This window comes from Streptomyces sp. AC558_RSS880, assembly GCF_019049255.1.
Taxonomy (GTDB): Bacteria; Actinomycetota; Actinomycetes; order Streptomycetales; family Streptomycetaceae; genus Streptomyces.
Genome location: NZ_JAGMUJ010000072.1, coordinates 45,659 through 65,702, shown reverse-complemented (window position 1 = coordinate 65,702; position 20,044 = coordinate 45,659). Strand labels below are relative to the sequence as shown.

Genomic DNA, 20,044 nt, shown 5'->3' with positions numbered 1-20,044 from the left:
GGCCGGGCGTCGCGGCACCGTACAAACTCGGGCGAGTTGCCGCCATACTGGACGAGCCAGGGGAGGGCGGGGCGGACTGCGACGGGGGCGGGCGAAGGAGATGGGGGACAGCAGGCTGATCCATGGCCGGTACCGGCTGATCGACCGGATCGGACGCGGCGGCATGGGGGAGGTGTGGCGGGCACGGGACGAGTCACTGGGGCGGCAGGTCGCCGTGAAGTGCCTCAAACCCGTCGGCCCGCAGCAGGACCAGTCGTTCGGCCGGGTGCTGCGCGAGCGGTTCCGCCGGGAGGCCCGGGTGGCCGCGGCCCTGCAGCACCGGGGGATCACCGTCGTCCACGACTTCGGGGAGTCCGAGGGCGTGCTCTACCTGGTGATGGAGCTGCTCCAGGGCCGCAACCTCAGCCAGCTCCTGGAGGACAACAAGCAGCACCCGCTGCCGGTCGACGAGGTGGTGGAGGTCGCCGAGCAGGTCGCCGCGGCCCTCGCCTACACCCACGACCAGGGTGTCGTGCACCGGGACCTCAAGCCCGCCAACATCGTGCGGCTCGACGACGGCACGGTGAAGATCTGCGACTTCGGCATCGCCCGCCTCGGCCACGACATCGGCTTCACCTCCCGGCTGACCGGCACCGGCGTCGCGATGGGCACCCCGCACTACATGTCGCCGGAGCAGATCAGCGGCTCGGAGGTGGACCGGCGCAGCGACCTGTACTCCTTCGGCTGCGTGCTGTACGAGATCGCCACCGGCGTACCGCCGTTCGACCTCGACGACGCCTGGGCGATCCTCGTCGGCCACCGCGACACCCCGCCCCGCCCGCCGCGCGGCCACCGCGCCGAACTGCCCGAGCGGCTGGAGCGCATCATCCTGGACCTGCTGGCCAAGGAGCCCGGCGGCCGACCGGACAGCGCCCGTGAACTGGCCCGCCGGATCGGCGCGTTGCGGGCCGCGCCGGTCGTGGTGGCGGCCGGCGCGGGCCCGGCGGGTTCGTTCGACGCGCCCGCGGTCCGTCCGTACCGCTTCGAGGAGCCCGAGCCGGCGGGGCGCGCGGCCCGGCTGCAGTCCTGGACCCGCGGCATGACCTCCGGACACAAGCCGGCCGGAACGGGACTGCGCACCGCGCCCCCCGACCCGGCGGCCGGCCTGTCCGGCGAGTGGATCGCCCGCCCCGCCACCGGCTCCCGCGCACAGCCCGCGGCGGACGAGCCGCCCGTTCCCTCCCCGGAGGCGCTGACCGCCCTCGCCGGACGGCACAACGCGGGCCTGAGCCTGGGACGCCTCGGCCGCTGGACGGAGGCGGGGGAGGTGCACCGCGCGGTCGCCGCCGAGCGCGAGCACCTCCTCGGCCCCGACCACCCCGACACCCTCGCCAGCCGCTACGAGGTCGCGTTCACCCTCAGCCGCACCGGCCGCGCCGCCGACGCGCTGCGCGCCTACAAGCAGGTCGCCGAGGCCCGTATCCGCGCGCTCGGCGCCGACCACCCCGACACCCTCGCCGCCCGCCAGGAGATGGCGTACGTCCTGGCCCAGCTGGGCCGCCCCTTCGACGCCCACCAGGTCTACCTGTCGGTGCTCGCCGCCCGCGAGCGGACCACCGGGCCCGACCACCCCGACACCCTGCGCTGCCGTCACAACCTCGCCTTCAACCTCGGCCGGCTCGGCCGCCTGGAGGACTCCTACGGCATGGCGTGCGAGGTGGCCGCGGCCCGCGCCCGCGTGCTCGGACCCGAGCACCCCGACACCCTCGTCACCCGGTACGACGTCGCCTACGCCCTCGGTCAGCTGGGCCGCTGGGCCGAGGCCCTGGAGACCTACCGCGAGGTCGCCGAGGCCCGCGCCAGGGCCCTCGGCCCGGACCACGCCGACACCCTCGCCGCCCGCTACGAGACCGGGATCAGCCTGGGCCGGCTCGGCCGCACCGGCCAGGCACTCGACCTCTACCGCGGCCTCGTCGAGGACCGCACCCGCGTCCAGGGAGCCACCCACCCCGAGACCCTGCGCGCCCGGCACGGCATCGGCGTCAACCTCGGCCGGCTCGGCCGCTGGGCGGACGCCCTCGCCGAGTCCCGTGAGGTGTGCGCGCTGCGCGAGCGGGTCCTCGGCCCCGACCACCCGGACACCCTGGTCAGCCGCCGCGAGGTGGCCGTCGGGCTGGGCTGGCTCGGCCGCTGGGCGGACGCGCTGACCGAGTACCGGCGGGTCGCCGGGACCCGCGAACGCGTCCTCGGGGCGGACCACGCCGACACCCTCGCCGCCCGCGACGACGAGGCCCACTGCCTGGAACGGCTGGGCCGCGGCGCGGAGGCGGCCGAGCTGTACCGCCGGGCGGCGGCGGTGCGGCAGCGGTGGGCGGCCGGCGGGGCGTGAGGCCCCGGCCGCCTCTGGCCGGTGCGGACCGGCGCGTGCTACGAAGGACCATGACCGCACCCGAGGGAACCCGGACCTACGACGCCGTCATCGTCGGCGGAGGCCACAACGGCCTCGTCGCCGCCGCCTACCTCGCCCGGGCCGGACGCTCCGTGCTGGTGCTGGAGCGGCTGGACCACACCGGCGGGGCGGCGGTGTCCACCCGTCCGTTCCCCGGCGTCGACGCACGGCTGTCCCGGTACTCGTACCTGGTCAGCCTGTTGCCCCGGAAGATCGTCCGGGAACTGGGGCTCGACTTCCGGCTGCGCACCCGCACCGTCTCCTCGTACACCCCCGTCGAACGCGACGGACGGCCCACCGGGCTGCTCGTCGGCGGCGGTGAGCGGCGCACCCGCGAGGCGTTCGCCCGGCTCACCGGCTCCGACCGCGAGTACCGGGCCTGGCAGCGCTTCTACGACATGACCGGCCGCGTCGCCCGCGGCGTCTTCCCGACCCTCACCGAGCCGCTGCCCACCCGCGAGGAGCTGCGCCGCACGGTCGGCGACGAGGAGGCCTGGCGGACCCTGTTCGAGGAACCCCTCGGCGTCGCCGTCGAGGAGCACTTCGCCGACGACCTGGTGCGCGGCGTCGTCCTCACCGACGCCCTCATCGGCACCTTCGCCGACGCCCACGACCCCTCGCTGAAGCAGAACCGCTGCTTCCTCTACCACGTCATCGGCGGCGGCACCGGCGCCTGGGACGTACCGGTCGGCGGCATGGGAGCCCTCACCGACGCGCTGGCCGACGCCGCCCGCGCCGCCGGCGCGGTCATCGCCACCGGTCACGAGGCGGTGCGCGTCGACACCGACGGCCGCACCGCCGAGGTCGTCCACCGCACGGCCGACGGCGAGGGCGTCGCCGCCGCGCGGCACGTCCTGGTGAACGCCTCCCCGCGGGAACTGGCGGCCCTCACCGGCGACACGCCCCCGCCGCCCGCCGAGGGCGCCCAGCTCAAGGTGAACATGCTGCTCAAGCGGCTGCCCCGGCTGCGCGACACCTCCGTCGACCCCCGTGAGGCGTTCGCCGGCACCTTCCACATCGCCGAGGGGTACGGACAACTGGCCGCCGCCCACGCCCAGGCCGCCGCCGGTGAGCCGCCCGCCGTCCCGCCCTCGGAGATCTACTGCCACTCGCTCACCGACCCCACGATCCTCGGCCCTGACCTGGCCGCCCGGGGCTACCAGACCCTCACCCTGTTCGGACTGCACACCCCCGCCCGACTGTTCGAGCGGGACAACGACGCCGTACGCGAGGAACTCCTGAAGTCGACGCTCGCCCAGCTCGACGCCCATCTGGCCGAACCCCTCGCGGACTGCCTGGCCACCGACGCCGACGGACGCCCGTGCCTGGAGGCCCGGTCCCCGCTGGACCTGGAACGCGACCTCGGACTGCCCGGCGGCAACATCTTCCACCGCGAACTCTCCTGGCCCCACGCCCAGGACGGCACCGGCCGCTGGGGCGTGGAGACCCGGCACGCAGGCGTCCTGCTCTGCGGCGCGGGCGCCGTGCGCGGCGGCGGGGTGAGCGGAGTGCCGGGACACAACGCGGCCATGGCGGTGCTGGAGGCCGGGGAGGCGTGACGCGCCGGCTCAGTCGGCCGACCGGGTCCAGCCCTCCGCCCGGATGCGCGCCGCGTCCGTCCGGCGCGCGTCGTCGAACAGCCGGCCGTCCGGCGTCTCGACCCGCACCCCGTCGACATAGGCGCCGCGCCCCGCGTACAGCCGGTCCGTCGTGTACCGCCAGCGCAGGGTGAGGCCCCGCGCGGCGGGCAGGGCGGCGACGAGGTCGTGCCAGACCCGGCCGGACCAGCCGGTGGCCGTGCCGGACGGGTGCCGCCTCGGTTCCCCGCCCCGGCGCCGCGTGGTGAACGGCACCGGCTGCCAGACCGTGCCGTCGTCGGTGGAGGCCTCCAGGACGAGGACGTCGGCGCGGGGCTCCGTGTCCCACCACAGCGAACAGCGCAGCCGCGCCTCGCCGGACGAGGTGTCCAGCGCGGGCAGGGTGAGGGTCGCCGTCGCCGAACCCGCCATCCCGGAGAACCATGCCGTACGGCCCCGGGCCGGGCGGACCGGCACCGCGCGGGCCAGCTGGTTCGCGGCGGCCACCCGGGGCGCGGAGCCGGAGCGCCAACCGCGCACCGGGTGGACGGAGTTCCCCAGGACGACGAGGAACGAGTCGGTCGTCGGGTCGAGCACCAGGCAGGTGCCGGTGAAGCCGGTGTGGCCCGCCGTGCGCGGGGTGGCCATCGCGCCCATGTACCAGTGCTGGTACAGCTCGAAGCCCAGACCGTGCTCGTCCCCGGGGAAGGCGGTGTTGAAGTCGGTGAACATCAGCTCCACCGACTCCGGGGCCAGGATCCGCTCCCGGCCGTAGACGCCGCCGTTGAGCAGGGTCCGCCCGAGGACGGCCAGGTCCCAGGCGTCGGAGAACACGCCCGCGTGGCCGGCGACCCCGCCCAGGCTGTGGGCGTTCTCGTCGTGCACCTCGCCCCACACCAGCCCCCGGTCGAGCCCGGACCACGGCCTGCGGGCGTCCTCCGTGGCCGCGATCCGCGGTTTCCAGGAGGCGGGAGGGTTGTAGCGGGTGCGGCGCATGCCCAGCGGGCCGGTGATCTCGTCGCGCAGGAGGACGTCGAGGGTGCGGCCGGTGACCTTCTCCAGGACCAGCTGGAGCGAGATCAGGTTCAGGTCCGAGTACAGGTAGGCGGTCCCGGGCGGACTGACCGGCCTCTCGTCGTGGACGAGCCGGACCTTCTCCTCGTAGGTGGGCGCGTCGTACAGCGGGATCCAGGCGCGGAAACCCGAGGTGTGGGTGAGCAGCTGACGGATCGTGACGTCCTGCTTGCCCGCGCGCCCGAACTCCGGCAGGTACGAGGCGACGGCCGCCTCCAGCTCCAGCCCGCCCCGCTCGATCTGCTGCACGGCGAGGATCGACGTGAACAGCTTGGACACCGAGGCCAGGTCGAAGACGGTGTCCTCGGCCATCGGGATCTGCCGGTCGGGCGGGAACTCGACGCCCGTGTCGGTCTCCTCGTCGTACGCCTGATAGCGCACCGCCATGCCGATGGGCCGGTGCAGCGCGACCGTGCCGCCGCGCCCGGCGAGCAGGACGGCGCCCGCGTACCAGGGATGTTCGGGGGACGGGGCGAGGAACGCCTCGGCGTCGGTGACGAGTTGCCGCAGGGGCGCGGCCAGCAGTCCGGCGCGCCGGGCCGAACCGTGCCGCAGGGTCGGACGGCCGCCGCGCGCCGGTACGGCCGCCGACGCCGGATCGGCCGGGAGGGAGGCGAAGGTCAGTGCGCCGCCCAGGGCCAGTGCGCCTCCGCCCAGTTGACGTCGGGTGATGCTTCTCGCCCCTTCGTCCGCCATCAGGTTCCTCCCGGGTCGTGGCCCCGCACGGGCTGAAAGAACTTTTCGGGGATCGCCTTGCGGGGTGAAACTTTCCTGTCAGGTGCGGGCTGTGTCAATGGGGCGTGCGCGGTCGCTCCGCCCCGAGGTGGATGACTCCGGGTGTAGTACTCTGGCTGAAGTGGTGTGGCGGGGTGTGCCGCGAGTGGAGTGGTGTGGCAGTGGTCAGACGGAACGAGCGGCGGCGGGCCGCCCTGGTGGACGCCGCGATCGAGGTGCTGGCCCGCGAGGGCGCCCGGGGTCTGACGTTCCGGGCGGTGGACGCCGAGGCCGCCGTACCCGTCGGCACCGCGTCGAACTACTTCGCCTCACGCGACGACCTGCTCACCCAGGCCGGCGCCCGGGTCTACGAGCGGCTCCAGCCCGACGAGGAACTCGTCGCCCGGCAGCGGGCCGCCGGGCGTGACCGGGAGACCTACGCGGGGCTGATGCGGGAACTGGTCGGCCGTATCGCCGCCTTCCGCACCGGATACCTCGCGCTGCTCGAACTCCGGCTGGAGGCCACCCGCCGCCCGGAACTCCGCGAGGTGCTCACCGAACGGGTCCGTGCCGACGTCGAGGCCAACGTCCGCTACCACGAGGGGTCCGGCCTCCCCGGCGACGCCATGGCCGTCAAGCTGCTCTACCTGGCGCTGAACTGGCTGATCGTCGAGCAGCTCACCCTGCCGGACGTCTTCACCCCGGAGGAGCGCGAACGGCTGGTGGCGGCCGCGGTCGAGCGGATCGTGGCCGCCGAGTAGCCGGAACGGGCGGTCAGTCCCGCTTCTCGCGCAGGTCCACGATCCGCCGGATCTTGCCCACCGAGCGCTCCAGCGTCTCCGGGTCGACGATCTCCACGTCCACCGAAACCCCGATGCCGTCCTTCACCGCCGCCACGATCGACCGGGCGGCCGCGTCCCGCGTCGTGGCGTCCGCGTCGGCACGGGCCTCCGCGCGGACGGTGAGGGAGTCCATCCGGCCCTCGGTGGTGAGGCGGAGCTGGAAGTGCGGTGCGACGCCCGGGGTGCGCAGCACGATCTCCTCGATCTGCGTGGGGAAGAGGTTCACCCCGCGCAGGATCACCATGTCGTCGCTGCGGCCGGTGACCTTCTCCATCCGCCGGAACACCCGGGCGGTACCCGGCAGCAGACGGGTCAGGTCCCGCGTCCGGTACCGGACGACCGGCATCGCCTCCTTGGTGAGCGAGGTGAAGACCAGCTCACCCCGCTCGCCCTCCGGAAGGACCTCGCCGGTGATCGGGTCGACGACTTCCGGGTAGAAATGATCTTCCCAGATGTGGAGACCGTCCTTGGTCTCCACGCACTCCTGCGCGACACCCGGTCCGATCACCTCCGACAGCCCGTATATGTCCACCGCGTCGATCGCGAACCGCTCCTCGATCTCCTGCCGCATCCGCTCCGTCCACGGCTCCGCGCCGAAGATCCCCACCCGCAGCGAGGTGGAGCGCGGGTCGACGCCCTGCCGTTCGAACTCGTCGAGCAGGGTGAGCATGTAGGACGGGGTCACCATGATGATCTCGGGCTTCAGGTCCTGGATCAGCGTCACCTGGCGGGACGTCATCCCGCCGGACGCGGGGATCACCGTGCAGCCGAGCCGTTCGGCGCCGTAGTGGGCGCCCAGACCACCGGTGAACAGGCCATAGCCGTAGGCCACATGTGCCGTGTCCCCGGGGCGGCCGCCCGCCGCGCGGATGGACCGGGCCACCATGTCGGCCCACATGGAAAGGTCACCTTCTGTGTAGCCGACGACCGTGGGGCGTCCGGTGGTGCCGCTGGAGGCGTGCAGACGGCGGATCCGGTCGCGTCCCACCGCGAACATGCCGTACGGGTAGTTCTCCCGCAGGTCCGCCTTGGTGGTGAACGGGAAACGGGCCAGATCGGACAGCGAGCGGCAGTCGTCCGGCTGGACGCCCGCCTTGTCGAAGGACTCCCGGTAGAACGGCACATGATCGTACGCGTGCCGCAGCGAGCTCCGCAGCCGCTCCAGCTGGAGCGCCCGCAGGCCCTCGAGGTCGAGCCGCTCCGCCGGGTCCAGCAGGTCCGCCGCCTCCGTCATCAGGACGTTCTCCTCACCTGTCGGGCAATCGTGCTGATCCGGGCGACCGATCATTCGGTCGATCCATCGGGATCAGTAAGTCAGGCGACGCCTCCCAGGGCAAGAGCCCGGCCTGCACTTTTTCCCGCGTCGGCGTTCCTCACGGGGCCGGCGCGGCGGAGCCCCCGCCCCGCGGTCCGTACGCCGTCATGAAGCGGTCGCGGAACTCGTCCATGGCCCAGCGCGGAGCGTCGGGCGCGGGCTTGAGGCCGTCGGTCCAGTTCCAGTCGGCCACCCGGTCCAGCACCTCCGGATCCTTGGCGACGATCGTGACCGGCACGTCCCTGCTGGTGCTCCCGGCGGTGACGGTGGGCACCGGCTGGTGGTCGCCGAGGAACACCAGGACCGTGTTCTCGTCGCCGTACCGCTCGACCCACCCGGTGAGGCTGCTCAGCGAGTACTCGATGGCCCGCCGGTACTCGGTGCGCACCTTCTCCGGGTCCTTCCAGACCTCCTTCGGGTCCGTGCCCTCCTTCTTGATCCCGTGGAACACCGAGCCGTCACCGAGGTCGTCCCAGTCGATCATGCGGGCGATGGGGGACCAGGGGTTGTGGCTGGAGGCGAGGATGATCTCCGCCATGATCGGCTCACGGTCCGCCTCGCCGTGCTCCAGGCGTTCGAAGGCCTCCAGGCTGAACTGGTCGGGCACGGGGGTCCAGCTGAAGTACGGGCCGTGGTAGCCGAGGTGCTCGGAGTCGTAGATGTGGTCCAGGCCGAAGAACTCGCCCTCCGGCCAGGCCCGCCGCACCCCGGGCACGATGCCGACGGTCCGCCAGCCACCGGCCTTGCGGAAGTACTTGGTCAGGGTCATGCGGTCACTGGTGGTCAGGCTGCGGTAGCGCTGCTGGTTCTTGATCCACAGGCCGGACAGGAAGGTGGAGTGCGCGAGCCAGCTGCCGGCGCCGGTCACCGGGGACTCCAGCCAGCCGCTGCGGGAGGCGAAACCGGCGTCCTCGAGCCTCTGGGTGCCGTCCTTCAGCGCCGCGTCGACCGGTCCCGCCATCGCCGGGTCGTCGATCGCGACCCGGCCGTAACTCTCGATGAAGGTGAACAGCACGTCCTTGCCGCGCAGCCCGGTGAACAGTTGGTCGGGCGGCGTGTCCGCGAAGGCGTCGACGGCGGCCTCCTTCTCGAAGACCCGCGCGTCGCGCAGCCCCGCCCGCACCTGCTCCACCCGGTTGCCCAGCATCTCCGCGGTGCCCTTGGTGGCGACCGGCACACCGGTGACCTGCACGCCCAGCGTGACACAGGTGATCCACGCGACGCCCAGGACCAGCGTCGTGCGGACGGCGACGGGACGGTGGCGGACCATCAGACCGGTCAGCCGCACCGTCGCCAGCGTCATCAGCACCAGCAGGGCCACGAACAGCGCGATCACCCCGGCCACGGCGAGCACCTGCCCGCCCCGGCCGAACGACTCCCGGACGAAGTCCGTCGCGTCGTCCAGCAGGATCCAGTCGAGCACCAGGTCGAAGGGCCGGGCCAGCACCTGGTAGAAGCCCATGTCCACGAACTTCAGGACGGTGAGCAGACCGAGCAGGACGCCCGAGACCACCGCCGCGATCCGCCGCCACCTCGACGGCAGCGCGAGCAGCAGCGTGGCGAGCAGGATGCCCTCGGCGGGCAGCCGGACGAACGCGCTGACCTCGAGGCGTTCCACCCGGTTCGGCACGAGAAGCGCGAAGAGCACCAGCGCCCCGGCGAGCACGGTCGTCCCGACGGTGACGCCGCGCGCCGTACGCGGCCACCGGTGCCGCCAGCCGAACCAGCCCGGTGGCGCGACCACCGGCGGTGTGCCCCCGGCGGTCTCCTCGGACGCGGCCGGGCCGCCGTCCCGGTCCGCTCCGCCCTCGGTGGTGTCCGGCAGCCGGCGGGGGCGAATGAAGAGCGACACCCGGAGGGTCCTTCCGTGCGGTCCTGCGCTGGCATGGCGAACAGGGCCCGGTGAGCGGGCCCGCCCCCACCAGTACGTCGGTACGCCGCCGTGGGTTCAAAGCGCGCCGGCCCGGTTTGATCCGCCTGCCCCGGCGCCCTCGCGAAAGGTGCTCCTCGCGGCCTGTCGGGGGCAGGGACCGATCGCTAGGCTGGCCCGCGGACGACGGTAATCGGGAGGAGCACGGACGTGGCCGAGAGCACCACCCAGCAGCGCCCGCTCATGGGCTGGGACAAGCCGGACCTGGACCTCAGCAACGCGCAGTGGCAGTCCAGCAGCCGTGGCCTGGGCGATGTCCAGATCGCCTTCGTGGAGGGCTTTATCGCCATGCGCAACAGTGGCAGTCCGGAGAGCCCTTCCCTGATCTTCACCCCCGCCGAGTGGGGCGCGTTCGTGTCGGGAGCGCGGGAGGGGGAGTTCGACCTGACGTGAGCGGCGTCGCCGCCACGGGGGTGTTCCGCGCGTTTTTCCGGACACGCGATCCGAAGCGCCGTTCCCGGCCCGCGCCTGAGTCAGGCTGGCCGGGGGGCGAAGAGCGATGGTCGTATCCCGGAGGCGAGGAACCATGAACACCCAGCCGGTCGTCGCGGCGGTCGACGGTTCGGACGACAGTCTGCGCGCCCTGGAGTGGGCCCTCGACGCCGCACGCCGGCGCGGGGCCCCGCTGCGGATCGTGCACGTACGCCAGTACGCCCCCTGGACACAGCCCGAGGTGCTGGCGGCCGGGCCGCCCGACCCCGACGAGGACCCGGTCCTCGACCAGGTCCGCGGTCACCTGGCACAGCGCGGCGGCCTGCCCGCCGTCGAGTACGCCGTGCTGGAGGGGGCGCCCGGGGTGCTGCTGCCCGAAGTGGGGGCCGCGGCCCGGCTGCTGGTGCTCGGCTCCCGGGGCCGCGGGGGCTTCGCCAGCCTGCTGCTCGGCTCCAATTCCCTGGCCGCGGCCCGCGACGCCGAGTGCCCGGTCGTCGTCGTGCCCCGGCCCGGGCGCGGTGGCGAGGAGGGGACGCCGGGCGGGTCCGACCGGCCCGTGGTGGTCGGCCTGAACGCCGACGGCCCCGACGAGGCCACGCTCGCCTTCGCCTTCGCGGAGGCGGCGCTGCGCGGTGCCCGGCTGCGGGTGCTCGCCGCCTATCCGTGGCCGCTGCAGACCTGGATGCTGCCCGGGGAGATGCCTCCGCCGCAGGTCGATCAGGGTGCTGTCGAGCACGAGAACCGCCTTCTCGTCGACGGCTTCCTCGCTCCGCACCGGGAGCGGCATCCCGAGGTCACCGCCGGGATCGACGTGCTGCCCGGAGACGCGGCCGGCCATCTGGTCGAGGCGTCGCGGGACGCCGAGCTGGTCGTCGTGGGCCGTCATCGGCGTCGGCTGCTGGCGCCGGCCCGCATGATGGGGTCGGTGACGCAGGCGGTGCTGCTCCACGCGGTGAGTCCGGTCGCGGTGATTCCTCCGGCGGCACCGGAGGAGTAGTCCGGAGGGGCCGGCTGAGCCGGGGCGGGGCAGGGGTTGCGCGACTCGGCACCGCGAGGTGCCTCCCCCCGTTCGTGGCCCGCCACCACGAGCGGCACCGGTGGTCCGGGTGGCCGGAGCGGGTGTCGCCCGACCGTCCATACGCGGGTCCGGGCACGTACCATGGCGGCATGTCGTTCCTCCGCCGCCGCAGTGCCACGCCCGCCGGGCCCGACTTCGACGTTCTGGCCATGGACCCGGGTGACTGGCCCGGCAACCTGGGCGCCGGGCTGCTGCCCGCCCCCGACGGAAGCTGCCAGGGCGTCTTCCTGCGCTACGACCTGTTCGGCGGCCGCGGCCCCGCGATGGTCATCGGCAATCTGCCCGAGGGCTCCCCGGCCCGGGACATTCCGGAGGGCGAGGTCCCCTTCGAGGTGGGACAGCTGCTGCTGGCGCTGGAGAACGACGAGGAGATCACCGTCGTCGGCACCGAGGACGTGCCGGTGATGCAGGGCGACAACCTGCTGATCGTGCGCCGGGTCAAGCTCTCCGAGGGCCGGATCTCCTGCGTGCAGTTCGACCGCAGCGACAACGTCCTGGTGACCATCGCCGCCTGGGACCGCCCCATCACCGACGACCTGTACGCCCTCCTCAAGCCGCTCCCCGCGGAGCTGTTCCAGCAGGGCTGACACAAGGGGCCGGGTTCCGTGGGAACCCGGCCCTCCCGCTACGTCCTGCGCGCCGCTACGACGACGTCACCGTCACGTCCGCCGCCCGGACGAAGCCGACCCGGTGGCCGAACTGGATCTCGTAGTACAGGTCCTCGCCCCGCACCACCTGGTGGGACGCCTCGTCGAAGGTCACCGCGTAGTAGTACTCACCGGGCACCTTGCCCCCGGTCACGTACTTCTGGCCCTCGAGCACCGTGTACGGCAGCGGCGACACCGCCTGGGCCGGTACGCCCTCCGGGTAGGCGGCCTTCTCCGGGTACGCCCTTCCGTACACCGGCACCGAGCCGAGGCCCTTCCTCGGGGTGACGACCCTGCCCTTCGCGGGCACGGCGGTCGGCTGTTCCTTCGGGTTCTTGAACCAGGCCTTCTGACCGAGGTACCAGATGGCGGTCCAGTCGCCCCAGCGGTCGGCGACCGCGTACTGCTGACCCGTGGAGACCCGCGAGGACAGGTCGTTCACCCCGGTGGTCGGGGCGGAGCCGAGGCCGATGTCCCTGATCAGCGGGGAGTCCTCGGCGTGGTCGGAGTACAGCCGCACCGCGCTCGACCCGTGGGTGGCGCACGGCTCGCCCGCGGTCTCGCAGCCCGTGAAGACGGGGCGGTTGGCGGAGTAGTGGGGCCGGATCGTGACGACGCCGGCGTTCTCGCCGGCCGTGGCCTTCAGGGGTTCGCCCAGCAGTTCGAAGTAGTGCCGCCAGTCCCAGTACGGTCCGGGGTCGGTGTGCATGCCGGGGATGGTGGCGGTGGTCGTCCCCGGCACCGTGTCGTGGCCGAGGATGTGCTGCCGGTCCAGCGGGATGTCGTACTTCTCGGCGAGGTACTTCACCAGCCGGGCCGAGGACCGGTACATCGTCTCGGTGTACCAGGCGTCGGGATCCGCCAGGAAACCCTCGTGCTCCAGACCGATCGACCCCGCGTTGACGTACCAGTTGCCCGCGTGCCAGGCCACGTCCTTCGCCTTCACATGCTGGGCGATGTGGCCGTCCGTGGAGCGCAGACTGTATTGCCAGGACACATAGGTGGGGTCCTGCACCATGTCGAGAACGCCCTCCCAGGCGCCCTCCGTGTCGTGGACGACGATGTACCGGATGCGCTGCGAGGCGGGCCGGTTCCCCAGGTCGTGGTTGCCGTAGTCGCCGTCGCCGAACTCCTCGTACGGCGCCGGGATCCATTCGCACGACACCGTCTTCGGGCACTCCGTCCCGGTGGCGGAGGCGGTGCGCAGTCCGGCGCGCTCCAGCGCCGCGGTGTCGGGTACGAGGTCCGGGCGGGCGTCCAGGACCACCCGCTGTCCGGCGTCCGTGACCCGTGTCCCGCCCGCGCGGATCACCTCGTACACGTCGTGGGCGTACGCCGCCGCCGACGCGGTGTCGTCCGCGCCGGAGAAGAGGGCGACCGCCGCGTACCAGTCCGCGGGGTCGTCGCTCCTCGGCCCGCCCAGTCGGCGCTGGGCCTCGGCCAGCAGGGCGGCGCCGCCCGCCACGTTCGCGGCCGGGTCCTCGCGCAGGCGTTCGGGGCTGAGGCCGGTCAGGCGGGCGGCTTCCGGCAGCGTGGTGAGCCGGTCCGGCAGCTCCTCGGTCGGTGCCGCTCGTGCCCCGGGACGTTTCGGCGGGCGGGCCTCGTCGCCGCGCGGGTCCTCCGTGCCGGAGGAGTGGTGGTCGGAGGCGGCGAGCGCGGTGCGGGCGTCCGTGAGGTGCATCGGTCCGTAGCCGCCGGTCACGCTCGGGGCGCCGCCGTGGGCGTCCCAGCGGGACTGGAGGTAGGAGACGCCCAGCAGCACGCTCTGCGGCACGTCGTACTCGGCGGCGGCGGTGGCGAACGCGTGCTGGAGGTGGGCGGTGCTCGGCGGGGTGGCGGAGGGGGCTGCGCCCAGGAGGGGGAGGGTGAGGGTGGCTGCGGCGAGGGCGCGGAGGGCGATCCGGGTGGGGACGGGTTGTCTCAATGCGGCCTCCTGGGGCGGTGGGGCGTGTGACGGGAGCCGAGCGGTGTGTCAGTGGTACCGGTCGGCTGATGATCCGTCAATCATGCCCAGGGAGGCGCGTATTACCTTGTCAATGAGGGTGCGCGTCGGTTTCGTGGTGGTGGGTGTCGGGCCTGCGGGGCGTCAGTGGTGTACGCCAGTGGTGGTGGGGCGGGGGGTGTTGCGCAGCCCGGCGTTGCGGGGTGCCTCCCCCACTCTCGGCTTCTCCCCCACTCTCGACTCCGCTCGAGCGGGAGGGACCCCCCATGAGCGGGAGGTACCCCCACCGCCCACCCGTGCCGCCCTGGGGGCACCTCCCAGGCCCTTAAGGCACTGGGGGAGGCACGATTGCCCGTAGCTGAAGCGGCACAGGTGGCGCAGCTGGGGTGATGGGGGTGTCAGCGGGTGCCCACCGCTGCGCGTACCGCTCGGCGGGCCATCTGGCAGTCGTCGTGGAGGCGGCGGAGGAGCAGGCGGTGTTCCTCGCCGGACGGGGCCGAGGGGGACGTGTCCTGCATCGAACGCTGTACGGCCGTCTCGTAGGTACGGATCTCCCGGGTCAGCACCAACATCAGGTTCACCAGGAAGGCGTCCCGCGAGGCGGGCCCCGCCGACTGGGCGATCTGGCTGATCTGACGCCGCGCCACCGGCGCGTCCCCCAGCACCGACCACAGCGTCGCCAGGTCGTATCCCGGCAGGTACCAGCCCGCGTGCTCCCAGTCCACCAGCACCGGACCGGCCGGTGAGATCAGGATGTTGGAGAGCAGGGCGTCGCCGTGGCAGAACTGGCCCATGCCCTGCCGGCCGGTCGCCAGCGCGATGCCGTGCAGCAGCTTCTGCAGGTCGCCGAGGTCCCGGTCGGTGAGCAGACCCAGTTCGTGGTACCGGGAGATGCGAGCCGCGTAGTCCAGCGGCGCGTCGAACGTCCCGGCCGGCGGCCGCCAGGAGTTCAGCCGGCAGATCGCGCCGAGTGCCGCCCTGATGTCCGCCCGCGGCGGTGCCTCCACCGGGTGCCGCTGGAGCGCCGCCACCCGGCCGGGCAGCCGCTCGATCACCAGCGTGCCGTTGTCCGGGTCCGCCGCGATCAGCCGGGGCGCCCGCACGGGCGGGCGGTGCCGGACGAACGAGCGGTATGCCGCTATTTCGTGGCGGATCCGTTCGCTCCACGCGGGGGAGTGGTCCAGTAAGCACTTGGCGACCGCGGTGCTCCGGCCGGTGGTGCCGACCAGCAGGACGGACCGGCCGGTGCGGCGCAGCACCTGGACCGGCGCGAACTCCGGGCAGATGCGGTGCACCGACGTGATCGCCGTGCGCAGCTGGGCGCCCTGCGGGCCGGACAGGTCGAGCCTCCCGCTGAGCGGCTGGGTGCCCGGTCCCGCGGTGCGCCGTACGTTGCCCGCGCCGAGCACGGGGTTCGCCGGGCGCGCGGGGGCGAGGTAGGGGCCGCTGTCCGACGGACGGGGGCGCAGCGGCCGGGGCGGGGCGGACACGGAGGACGATGCTGCGTACATGGGTGATACAGATCCCTTCGTGTGCCTGCGACGTCAGCGCACCACCCGGCCCGGCCGCCCGGGCGCACCCTGGGGAATGCCCCTGTGGCGACGGGGTCGTGGTGGCGCGTTCCTACTCGACACCCGATGCCCCCTGGCACACCATCTGGCGCACCCTGGCGAACCCTGGCGAATAGTCGCCCGGCAACCCGCACCGGGCTACTGTCAACTCAGCCGAGAACCTGGGGGCTTGACGTGAGCGGACAACCCAACACCCGGCTCTCGGACCTGTTCGGCCTGGCCGGCTGGTCCAAGGGCGAACTCGCGAGGCTGGTCAACCGGCAGGCGGCGGCCATGGGCCACCCCCAGCTGGCGACCGACACCTCCCGGGTGCGGCGGTGGATCGACATGGGAGAGATCCCGCGCGATCCCGTACCGCGGGTGCTGGCGGCCCTGTTCACCGAGCGTCTCGGCCGTGTCGTGACCATCGAGGATCTCGGTCTGGTCCGGCACGGGCGTACGGGGAAACGGCCACGCCCCGGGAGTGCGGAACATCCCGACGGAGTGCCGTGGGCGCCCGAGCGGACAGCCGAGGTCCTCACCGAATTCACGGGAATGGACCTCATGCTCAACCGACGCGGCTTGGTGGGCGCGGGTGCCGCGCTCACCGCGGGCTCCGCACTCAGCAGCGCCATGCACGACTGGCTGCACACCGATCCGGCCCTGACCGCCGACGCACCCCGACTCGACGACCCCCTGCGCGCCGACCCCGCCGGGTTCGACCGTTACGAGGCCGCCCCGATCGGCTCGCAGGAGATCGAGGAACTGGAGCGCTCCGTGGAGGTGTTCCGCGCCTGGGACGCCGCCCGGGGCGGCGGTCTCCAGCGTAAGGCGGTGGTCGGCCAGCTCAACGAGGTGGGCGGCATCCTCGCCTACCACCACCCACCCCATCTCCAGCGGCGCCTGTGGGGCGTCGCCGCCAACCTCGCCGTCCTCGCGGGCTGGATGTCGCACGACGTCGGCATGGAACCCACGGCCCAGAAGTACTTCGTGATCGCCGCCCACGCGGCTCGGGAGGGCGGCGACCGGCCGCGCGCCGGCGAGGCGCTCTCCCGGGCGGCCCGGCAGATGGTGCACCTGGGCCGGCCCGACGAGGCGATGGACCTGATGGAACTCGCCCAGTCCGGCTCGGGCGAGGAGGTCCTGCCGCGCACCCGCGCCATGTTCCACACCATCGAGGCCTGGGCGCAGGCGTCCATGGGCAAGGGCCAGGCGATGCGCCGCACCCTGGGACAGGCGGAGGACCTCTTCGTCTCCGACAAGGGGGACGTGCCACCGCCGAACTGGATGCAGCTGTTCAACGAGGCGGACCTGTACGGCATGCAGGCCCTGGCGTACCGGACGCTCGCGGAGTTCGAGCCGGACGCGGCCGCGCACGCCCAGCACTACGCGGACAAGGCGCTGGCACTGCGGGTCGAGGCACAGCAGCGGTCGAAGATCTTCGACTTCCTGTCCATGGCCTCCGCGTGCTTCATCGCCGACGACCCCGAGCAGGCGGACCGGTTCGCGCGCCTCGCCCTGGTGTCGATGGGCCAGAACTCCTCGCGCCGCACCTGGGACCGGCTGCGCCAGATGTACCGGCTCACCGCCGAGTACGCCTCGTACCCGAGGATCCAGGAACTCAGGGAGGAGATCGAACTGGTGCTGCCCAGGCCCAGGGGCAAGGGAGGCAGCGCCCAGGCGTGAGGGCGGCCCGGCCCGCGGGGCTCGCTCGCTACGGCGTGATCCGGGCGACGAGCACACAGGCGGCGTCGTCGCGCTCCCGCTCGCCGAACTCCTCCGTGACCGCCCGGACGCAGTCCTGCGCGGTGCGGGCGGCGGCGAAGCGGGGGGCCAGTTCGAGCAGACGGTGTGCGGCCGTGGCTCCGGCGTGTCCGGGCACCAGCCCGTCGGTGTGCAGCAGCAGTACGTCACCGGCGTCGAGGGTCTCCTCGGCCTGTCCGTAGGAGGCGCCCGAGACGGCGCCGAGCAGTACCCCGTCCGGCGCGTCCAGCGCCCGCCCCGTCCCGCCGCGGAACAGCAGCGGGGCGGGGTGTCCGGCCTGCGCCCACAGCAGTGAGCGGGTCCCGGGCCGGTAGTGCAGACAGACGGCGCTGCCCAGGGCCGGCTGCGCGGTGGTGTCCAGTAACCGGTTGAGGCAGGCCAGCAGCGGTCCCGGCGCGGTGCCGGTCATCGCCATGCCGCGTACGGCGCCGAGCAGCATCGTCATGCCCGAGGCCGCGCCGACGCCGTGCCCGGTCAGGTCGCCGACGCTGAGCAGCGTCGTACCGTCGGACAGTTCCAGGGCGTCGTACCAGTCGCCGCCGATCCGTGCGTGCGCCGACGGCGGCAGGTGGGCCGCGGCGAGGTCGAGGGTTCCCGGGCCGGCCTGCGGGAACCGCAGGGGACCGTGCCACGTCGGCAGCACGGCCTCCTGCAGCTCGACCGCGAGCCGGTGCTCGGTCCGCGCGGCGGCGTGCCGTTGGTGGTGCAGCGAGTCACGGGTCTCGCTCACCGCCCGCCGGCAGCGGCGCAGTTCGCTGACGTCGCGCAGCACCGCCCACATCGAGGCGGTGCTGCCGTCGGCACCGAGTACCGGTTCGCCCATCATGTGCACGGTCCGTACACCGTCGTCCGGGCGTACGACGCGGAACTCCCCGTCGATGGGCCGGGCGTCGACGAGACAGTCCGTGACCATCGCGGTCAGCCTGGGCCGGTCCTCCTCGAACACCAGCGAGGGCAGTTCGTCGAGGGTGAGCGGCGCGGCGGCCGGGTCGCGGCCCAGGATCCGGTACAGCTCCCCGGACCAGCGCACCTCGTCCGTGAGCAGGTCCCACTCCGCGCTGCCGACCCGGCTGAGCAGGGCGTCGTGCGGTGCCGGCGCCGGCACGGGGAGCGGGTCGTCCCGCAGTTGCGCCAGGTGCCCGTCCAGGTCGTCGAGCTGATGCAGCGCCAGGTCGTACAGCGCGCGCCGCCAGCGTTCCCGCGGGTCCGCCGCGTCGGCCGGACTGTCCCGGCGTGCGGCGTCGACCTCGCCCTTGAGCCGCCGGGTCTGCGAGATGAGCGCGTCGACCGGGCCGCGTCCTGGCGGCTGGGCGGCTGGGCGGTCCGCGGAGAGGTGGGACGGCATGACGCACTCCGATGCGGGGACGGTACGGCCTTCAGGCGGAGGGAGGGACCGTTACGACTCTCGCACAGCCCGCGACGGCCCGTAAGGGATTCGGCAACACACGATAAGGCGGTGCCCATGGCATATGTCACCGTCTTCACCGGGTTACCCGCAGGAATACGTCAGAGGCGCTACGGGCGTCTCAACTCCCATGGTACGCAAGTGATATGACGCCCCGTCGGTCAACCGCAGCCCCTCGTTCGCGCGTTCGACGGACAAGTGTTTGCGTGCGGGTGACCGGTGGGTAGCCCCGTCCTCAGTAGCGCAGCACCGCCGCCATCCCGTCCGCGTCCCCGAGCGCGCCGTCCGGGACGAAGCGGACCTCGGCGCCGGTCTCCAGGCACTGTTCGACGATCTCGTCCACGATGTCCGCGCGGGCGTCCAGGTCGCCGTCCTCGGCGACGACCAGATGGTCGCCGGTGTCGCGCACCGTGATCCGGTAGTTCTCCTCCACGGCCAGCAGCCGGACCCGGCCCTCGCGGGCGTTCTGCCACAGCTCGTCGACGCCGGCCGCGAACTCCTTGCGGCCCCGGGCCGACTCCAGCGACCGCGCCACGTCCTCGGTGCTCTTGCGGGCCTCGGCCTCCAGCGTCGGCCGTACGGCCTGCCAGACCGCCTCATGCGTGCCGTGCGCGAGTCCGCCGTGCGGGACGTGCACGGCGTCCCTGGCCACGCTGCCGGCCTCGCACAGCAGGGACAGGGCGGCGGGCTCACCGGTGACGTACAGCGGTCGCGGGTGGTCGCGCAGCAGCTTCCCCAGCGCGGTGTCCGCCTCGCGCAGGAACCGGCGGGTGTCCTCGTCCCGGAAGTTGCTCGGCTGGTCGCCGACCTGCTCCTGCCGTTCGGGGTCGAAGTTCCGCTGCTCCCGGATCAGCGGGAAGCCGCCGGCGCGCTCCTCGACCACCCGGTCCACGCCGCCGCTCCACAGGGTGCACCGGTCGGCGGACACGGACAGCACCCAGAACGGCCGCTGCGCCGTGTGGGCGGAGACGAGGTTGCGGGTCAGGAAGGTGTCCGAGAGGACGATGCGCTCGGGCACGCTGCGGGCGAGCGACCACACCTGGTGCTCGCCCGGGGCGGCGAAGATGACCAGGCCGTCCTCGGAGTGCGACAGGTCGACCTCGGCCAGGGCCCGGTCGAGCTGCCGGGCCACATCGGTGCGCCGGTCCCGGGTGACCGCGGGATCGGCCTCCAGCTTCTTCTTGGCCTCGGCCACCGCGTTGCGCAGCCGGACGGCGTCCTGGGTGTTGAGGGGCTCGCGCCGGTGCGTCGGCGTCAGCACGGACACCGCGGGGTAGGGGCGCGGGCGACGAAGCTCGGCAAGGGTCGCGGGACTCAGATCGTGCTCCATGACAGCACCATAGGGC

At 73.2% G+C, this 20,044-nt stretch carries 14 protein-coding genes; 7 read left to right on the top strand and 7 right to left on the bottom strand.

The features are described 5' to 3' along the window. Positions 1-100: 100 nt before the first annotated feature. Both KUM38_RS22870 and KUM38_RS22865 read left to right on the top strand, forming a co-directional pair. The gene (locus tag KUM38_RS22870) at positions 101-2,368 is read left to right on the top strand and encodes a serine/threonine-protein kinase (protein WP_217131291.1); all 2,268 of its coding nucleotides are present in this window, start codon (positions 101-103) and stop codon (positions 2,366-2,368) included. A 50-nt stretch (positions 2,369-2,418) separates the two neighbouring features. After that, positions 2,419-3,987, top strand: coding sequence for an NAD(P)/FAD-dependent oxidoreductase (locus KUM38_RS22865; RefSeq protein WP_217131290.1), 1,569 nt, complete (start codon positions 2,419-2,421; stop codon positions 3,985-3,987). A gap of 9 nt (positions 3,988-3,996) precedes the next feature. On the opposite strand, the gene KUM38_RS22860 is transcribed toward KUM38_RS22865, so the two are convergent. Further along, entirely contained in the window at positions 3,997-5,775 is a 1,779-nt protein-coding gene (locus tag KUM38_RS22860; RefSeq protein ID WP_217131289.1) for a serine hydrolase domain-containing protein, read from the bottom strand. Between the two features lie 200 nt (positions 5,776-5,975). Here KUM38_RS22860 and KUM38_RS22855 point away from each other — a divergent pair, with 200 nt between their 5' ends. Then, positions 5,976-6,554 carry a TetR/AcrR family transcriptional regulator gene (locus KUM38_RS22855; RefSeq protein WP_217131415.1) on the top strand — a complete coding sequence of 193 codons (579 nt, stop codon included), beginning with the start codon at positions 5,976-5,978 and terminating at the stop codon, positions 6,552-6,554. A gap of 13 nt (positions 6,555-6,567) precedes the next feature. On the opposite strand, the gene paaK is transcribed toward KUM38_RS22855, so the two are convergent. Continuing rightward, a complete protein-coding gene (gene paaK / locus KUM38_RS22850) occupies positions 6,568-7,869 on the bottom strand; it encodes a phenylacetate--CoA ligase PaaK (RefSeq protein ID WP_217131288.1) in 1,302 nt (433 codons plus the stop codon). A 139-nt stretch (positions 7,870-8,008) separates the two neighbouring features. Further along, the gene (locus tag KUM38_RS22845; protein WP_217131287.1) at positions 8,009-9,802 is read right to left on the bottom strand and encodes a sulfatase; all 1,794 of its coding nucleotides are present in this window, start codon (positions 9,800-9,802) and stop codon (positions 8,009-8,011) included. Positions 9,803-10,030: 228 nt separating this feature from the next. On the opposite strand from KUM38_RS22845, the gene KUM38_RS22840 reads away from it, so the two are divergent. The 3 genes from KUM38_RS22840 to KUM38_RS22830 all read left to right on the top strand — a co-directional run bounded on the left by KUM38_RS22840 (position 10,031) and on the right by KUM38_RS22830 (position 11,977). Continuing rightward, positions 10,031-10,273: a DUF397 domain-containing protein gene (locus KUM38_RS22840; protein ID WP_217131286.1), complete on the top strand. Its 243-nt coding sequence runs from the start codon at positions 10,031-10,033 to the stop codon at positions 10,271-10,273. Positions 10,274-10,406: 133 nt separating this feature from the next. Further along, positions 10,407-11,309, top strand: a complete 903-nt coding sequence (locus KUM38_RS22835; RefSeq protein WP_217131285.1) for a universal stress protein — start codon at positions 10,407-10,409, stop codon at positions 11,307-11,309. Between the two features lie 170 nt (positions 11,310-11,479). Then, the gene (locus KUM38_RS22830; RefSeq protein WP_217131284.1) at positions 11,480-11,977 is read left to right on the top strand and encodes a hypothetical protein; all 498 of its coding nucleotides are present in this window, start codon (positions 11,480-11,482) and stop codon (positions 11,975-11,977) included. A 55-nt stretch (positions 11,978-12,032) separates the two neighbouring features. On the opposite strand, the gene KUM38_RS22825 is transcribed toward KUM38_RS22830, so the two are convergent. Continuing rightward, positions 12,033-13,961, bottom strand: a complete 1,929-nt coding sequence (locus tag KUM38_RS22825) for an N-acetylmuramoyl-L-alanine amidase (RefSeq protein WP_217131283.1) — start codon at positions 13,959-13,961, stop codon at positions 12,033-12,035. A gap of 416 nt (positions 13,962-14,377) precedes the next feature. Further along, a complete protein-coding gene (locus tag KUM38_RS22820; protein ID WP_217131282.1) occupies positions 14,378-15,490 on the bottom strand; it encodes an aminoglycoside phosphotransferase family protein in 1,113 nt (370 codons plus the stop codon). 234 nt (positions 15,491-15,724) lie between these two features. Between KUM38_RS22820 and KUM38_RS22815 the strand changes: the two genes are divergently transcribed. Further along, on the top strand, positions 15,725-17,215 hold the full coding sequence (locus KUM38_RS22815; protein ID WP_217131281.1) for a hypothetical protein: 1,491 nt from the start codon (positions 15,725-15,727) through the stop codon (positions 17,213-17,215). Positions 17,216-17,243: 28 nt separating this feature from the next. On the opposite strand, the gene KUM38_RS22810 is transcribed toward KUM38_RS22815, so the two are convergent. After that, positions 17,244-18,638 carry a PP2C family protein-serine/threonine phosphatase gene (locus KUM38_RS22810; protein ID WP_217131280.1) on the bottom strand — a complete coding sequence of 465 codons (1,395 nt, stop codon included), beginning with the start codon at positions 18,636-18,638 and terminating at the stop codon, positions 17,244-17,246. A 295-nt stretch (positions 18,639-18,933) separates the two neighbouring features. Further along, the gene (locus KUM38_RS22805) at positions 18,934-20,028 is read right to left on the bottom strand and encodes a chemotaxis protein (RefSeq protein WP_217131279.1); all 1,095 of its coding nucleotides are present in this window, start codon (positions 20,026-20,028) and stop codon (positions 18,934-18,936) included. Between the last annotated feature and the right edge of the window lie 16 nt (positions 20,029-20,044).

Coding starts and splice junctions, on each gene's coding strand:
- KUM38_RS22870 (WP_217131291.1), top strand. CDS start 101: ATGGGGGACAGCAGGCTGATCCATGGCCGGTACCGGCTGATCGACCGG.
- KUM38_RS22865 (WP_217131290.1), top strand. CDS start 2,419: ATGACCGCACCCGAGGGAACCCGGACCTACGACGCCGTCATCGTCGGC.
- KUM38_RS22860 (WP_217131289.1), bottom strand. CDS start 5,775: ATGGCGGACGAAGGGGCGAGAAGCATCACCCGACGTCAACTGGGCGGA.
- paaK (WP_217131288.1), bottom strand. CDS start 7,869: ATGACGGAGGCGGCGGACCTGCTGGACCCGGCGGAGCGGCTCGACCTC.
- KUM38_RS22835 (WP_217131285.1), top strand. CDS start 10,407: ATGAACACCCAGCCGGTCGTCGCGGCGGTCGACGGTTCGGACGACAGT.
- KUM38_RS22830 (WP_217131284.1), top strand. CDS start 11,480: ATGTCGTTCCTCCGCCGCCGCAGTGCCACGCCCGCCGGGCCCGACTTC.
- KUM38_RS22820 (WP_217131282.1), bottom strand. CDS start 15,490: ATGTACGCAGCATCGTCCTCCGTGTCCGCCCCGCCCCGGCCGCTGCGC.
- KUM38_RS22810 (WP_217131280.1), bottom strand. CDS start 18,638: ATGCCGTCCCACCTCTCCGCGGACCGCCCAGCCGCCCAGCCGCCAGGA.
- KUM38_RS22805 (WP_217131279.1), bottom strand. CDS start 20,028: ATGGAGCACGATCTGAGTCCCGCGACCCTTGCCGAGCTTCGTCGCCCG.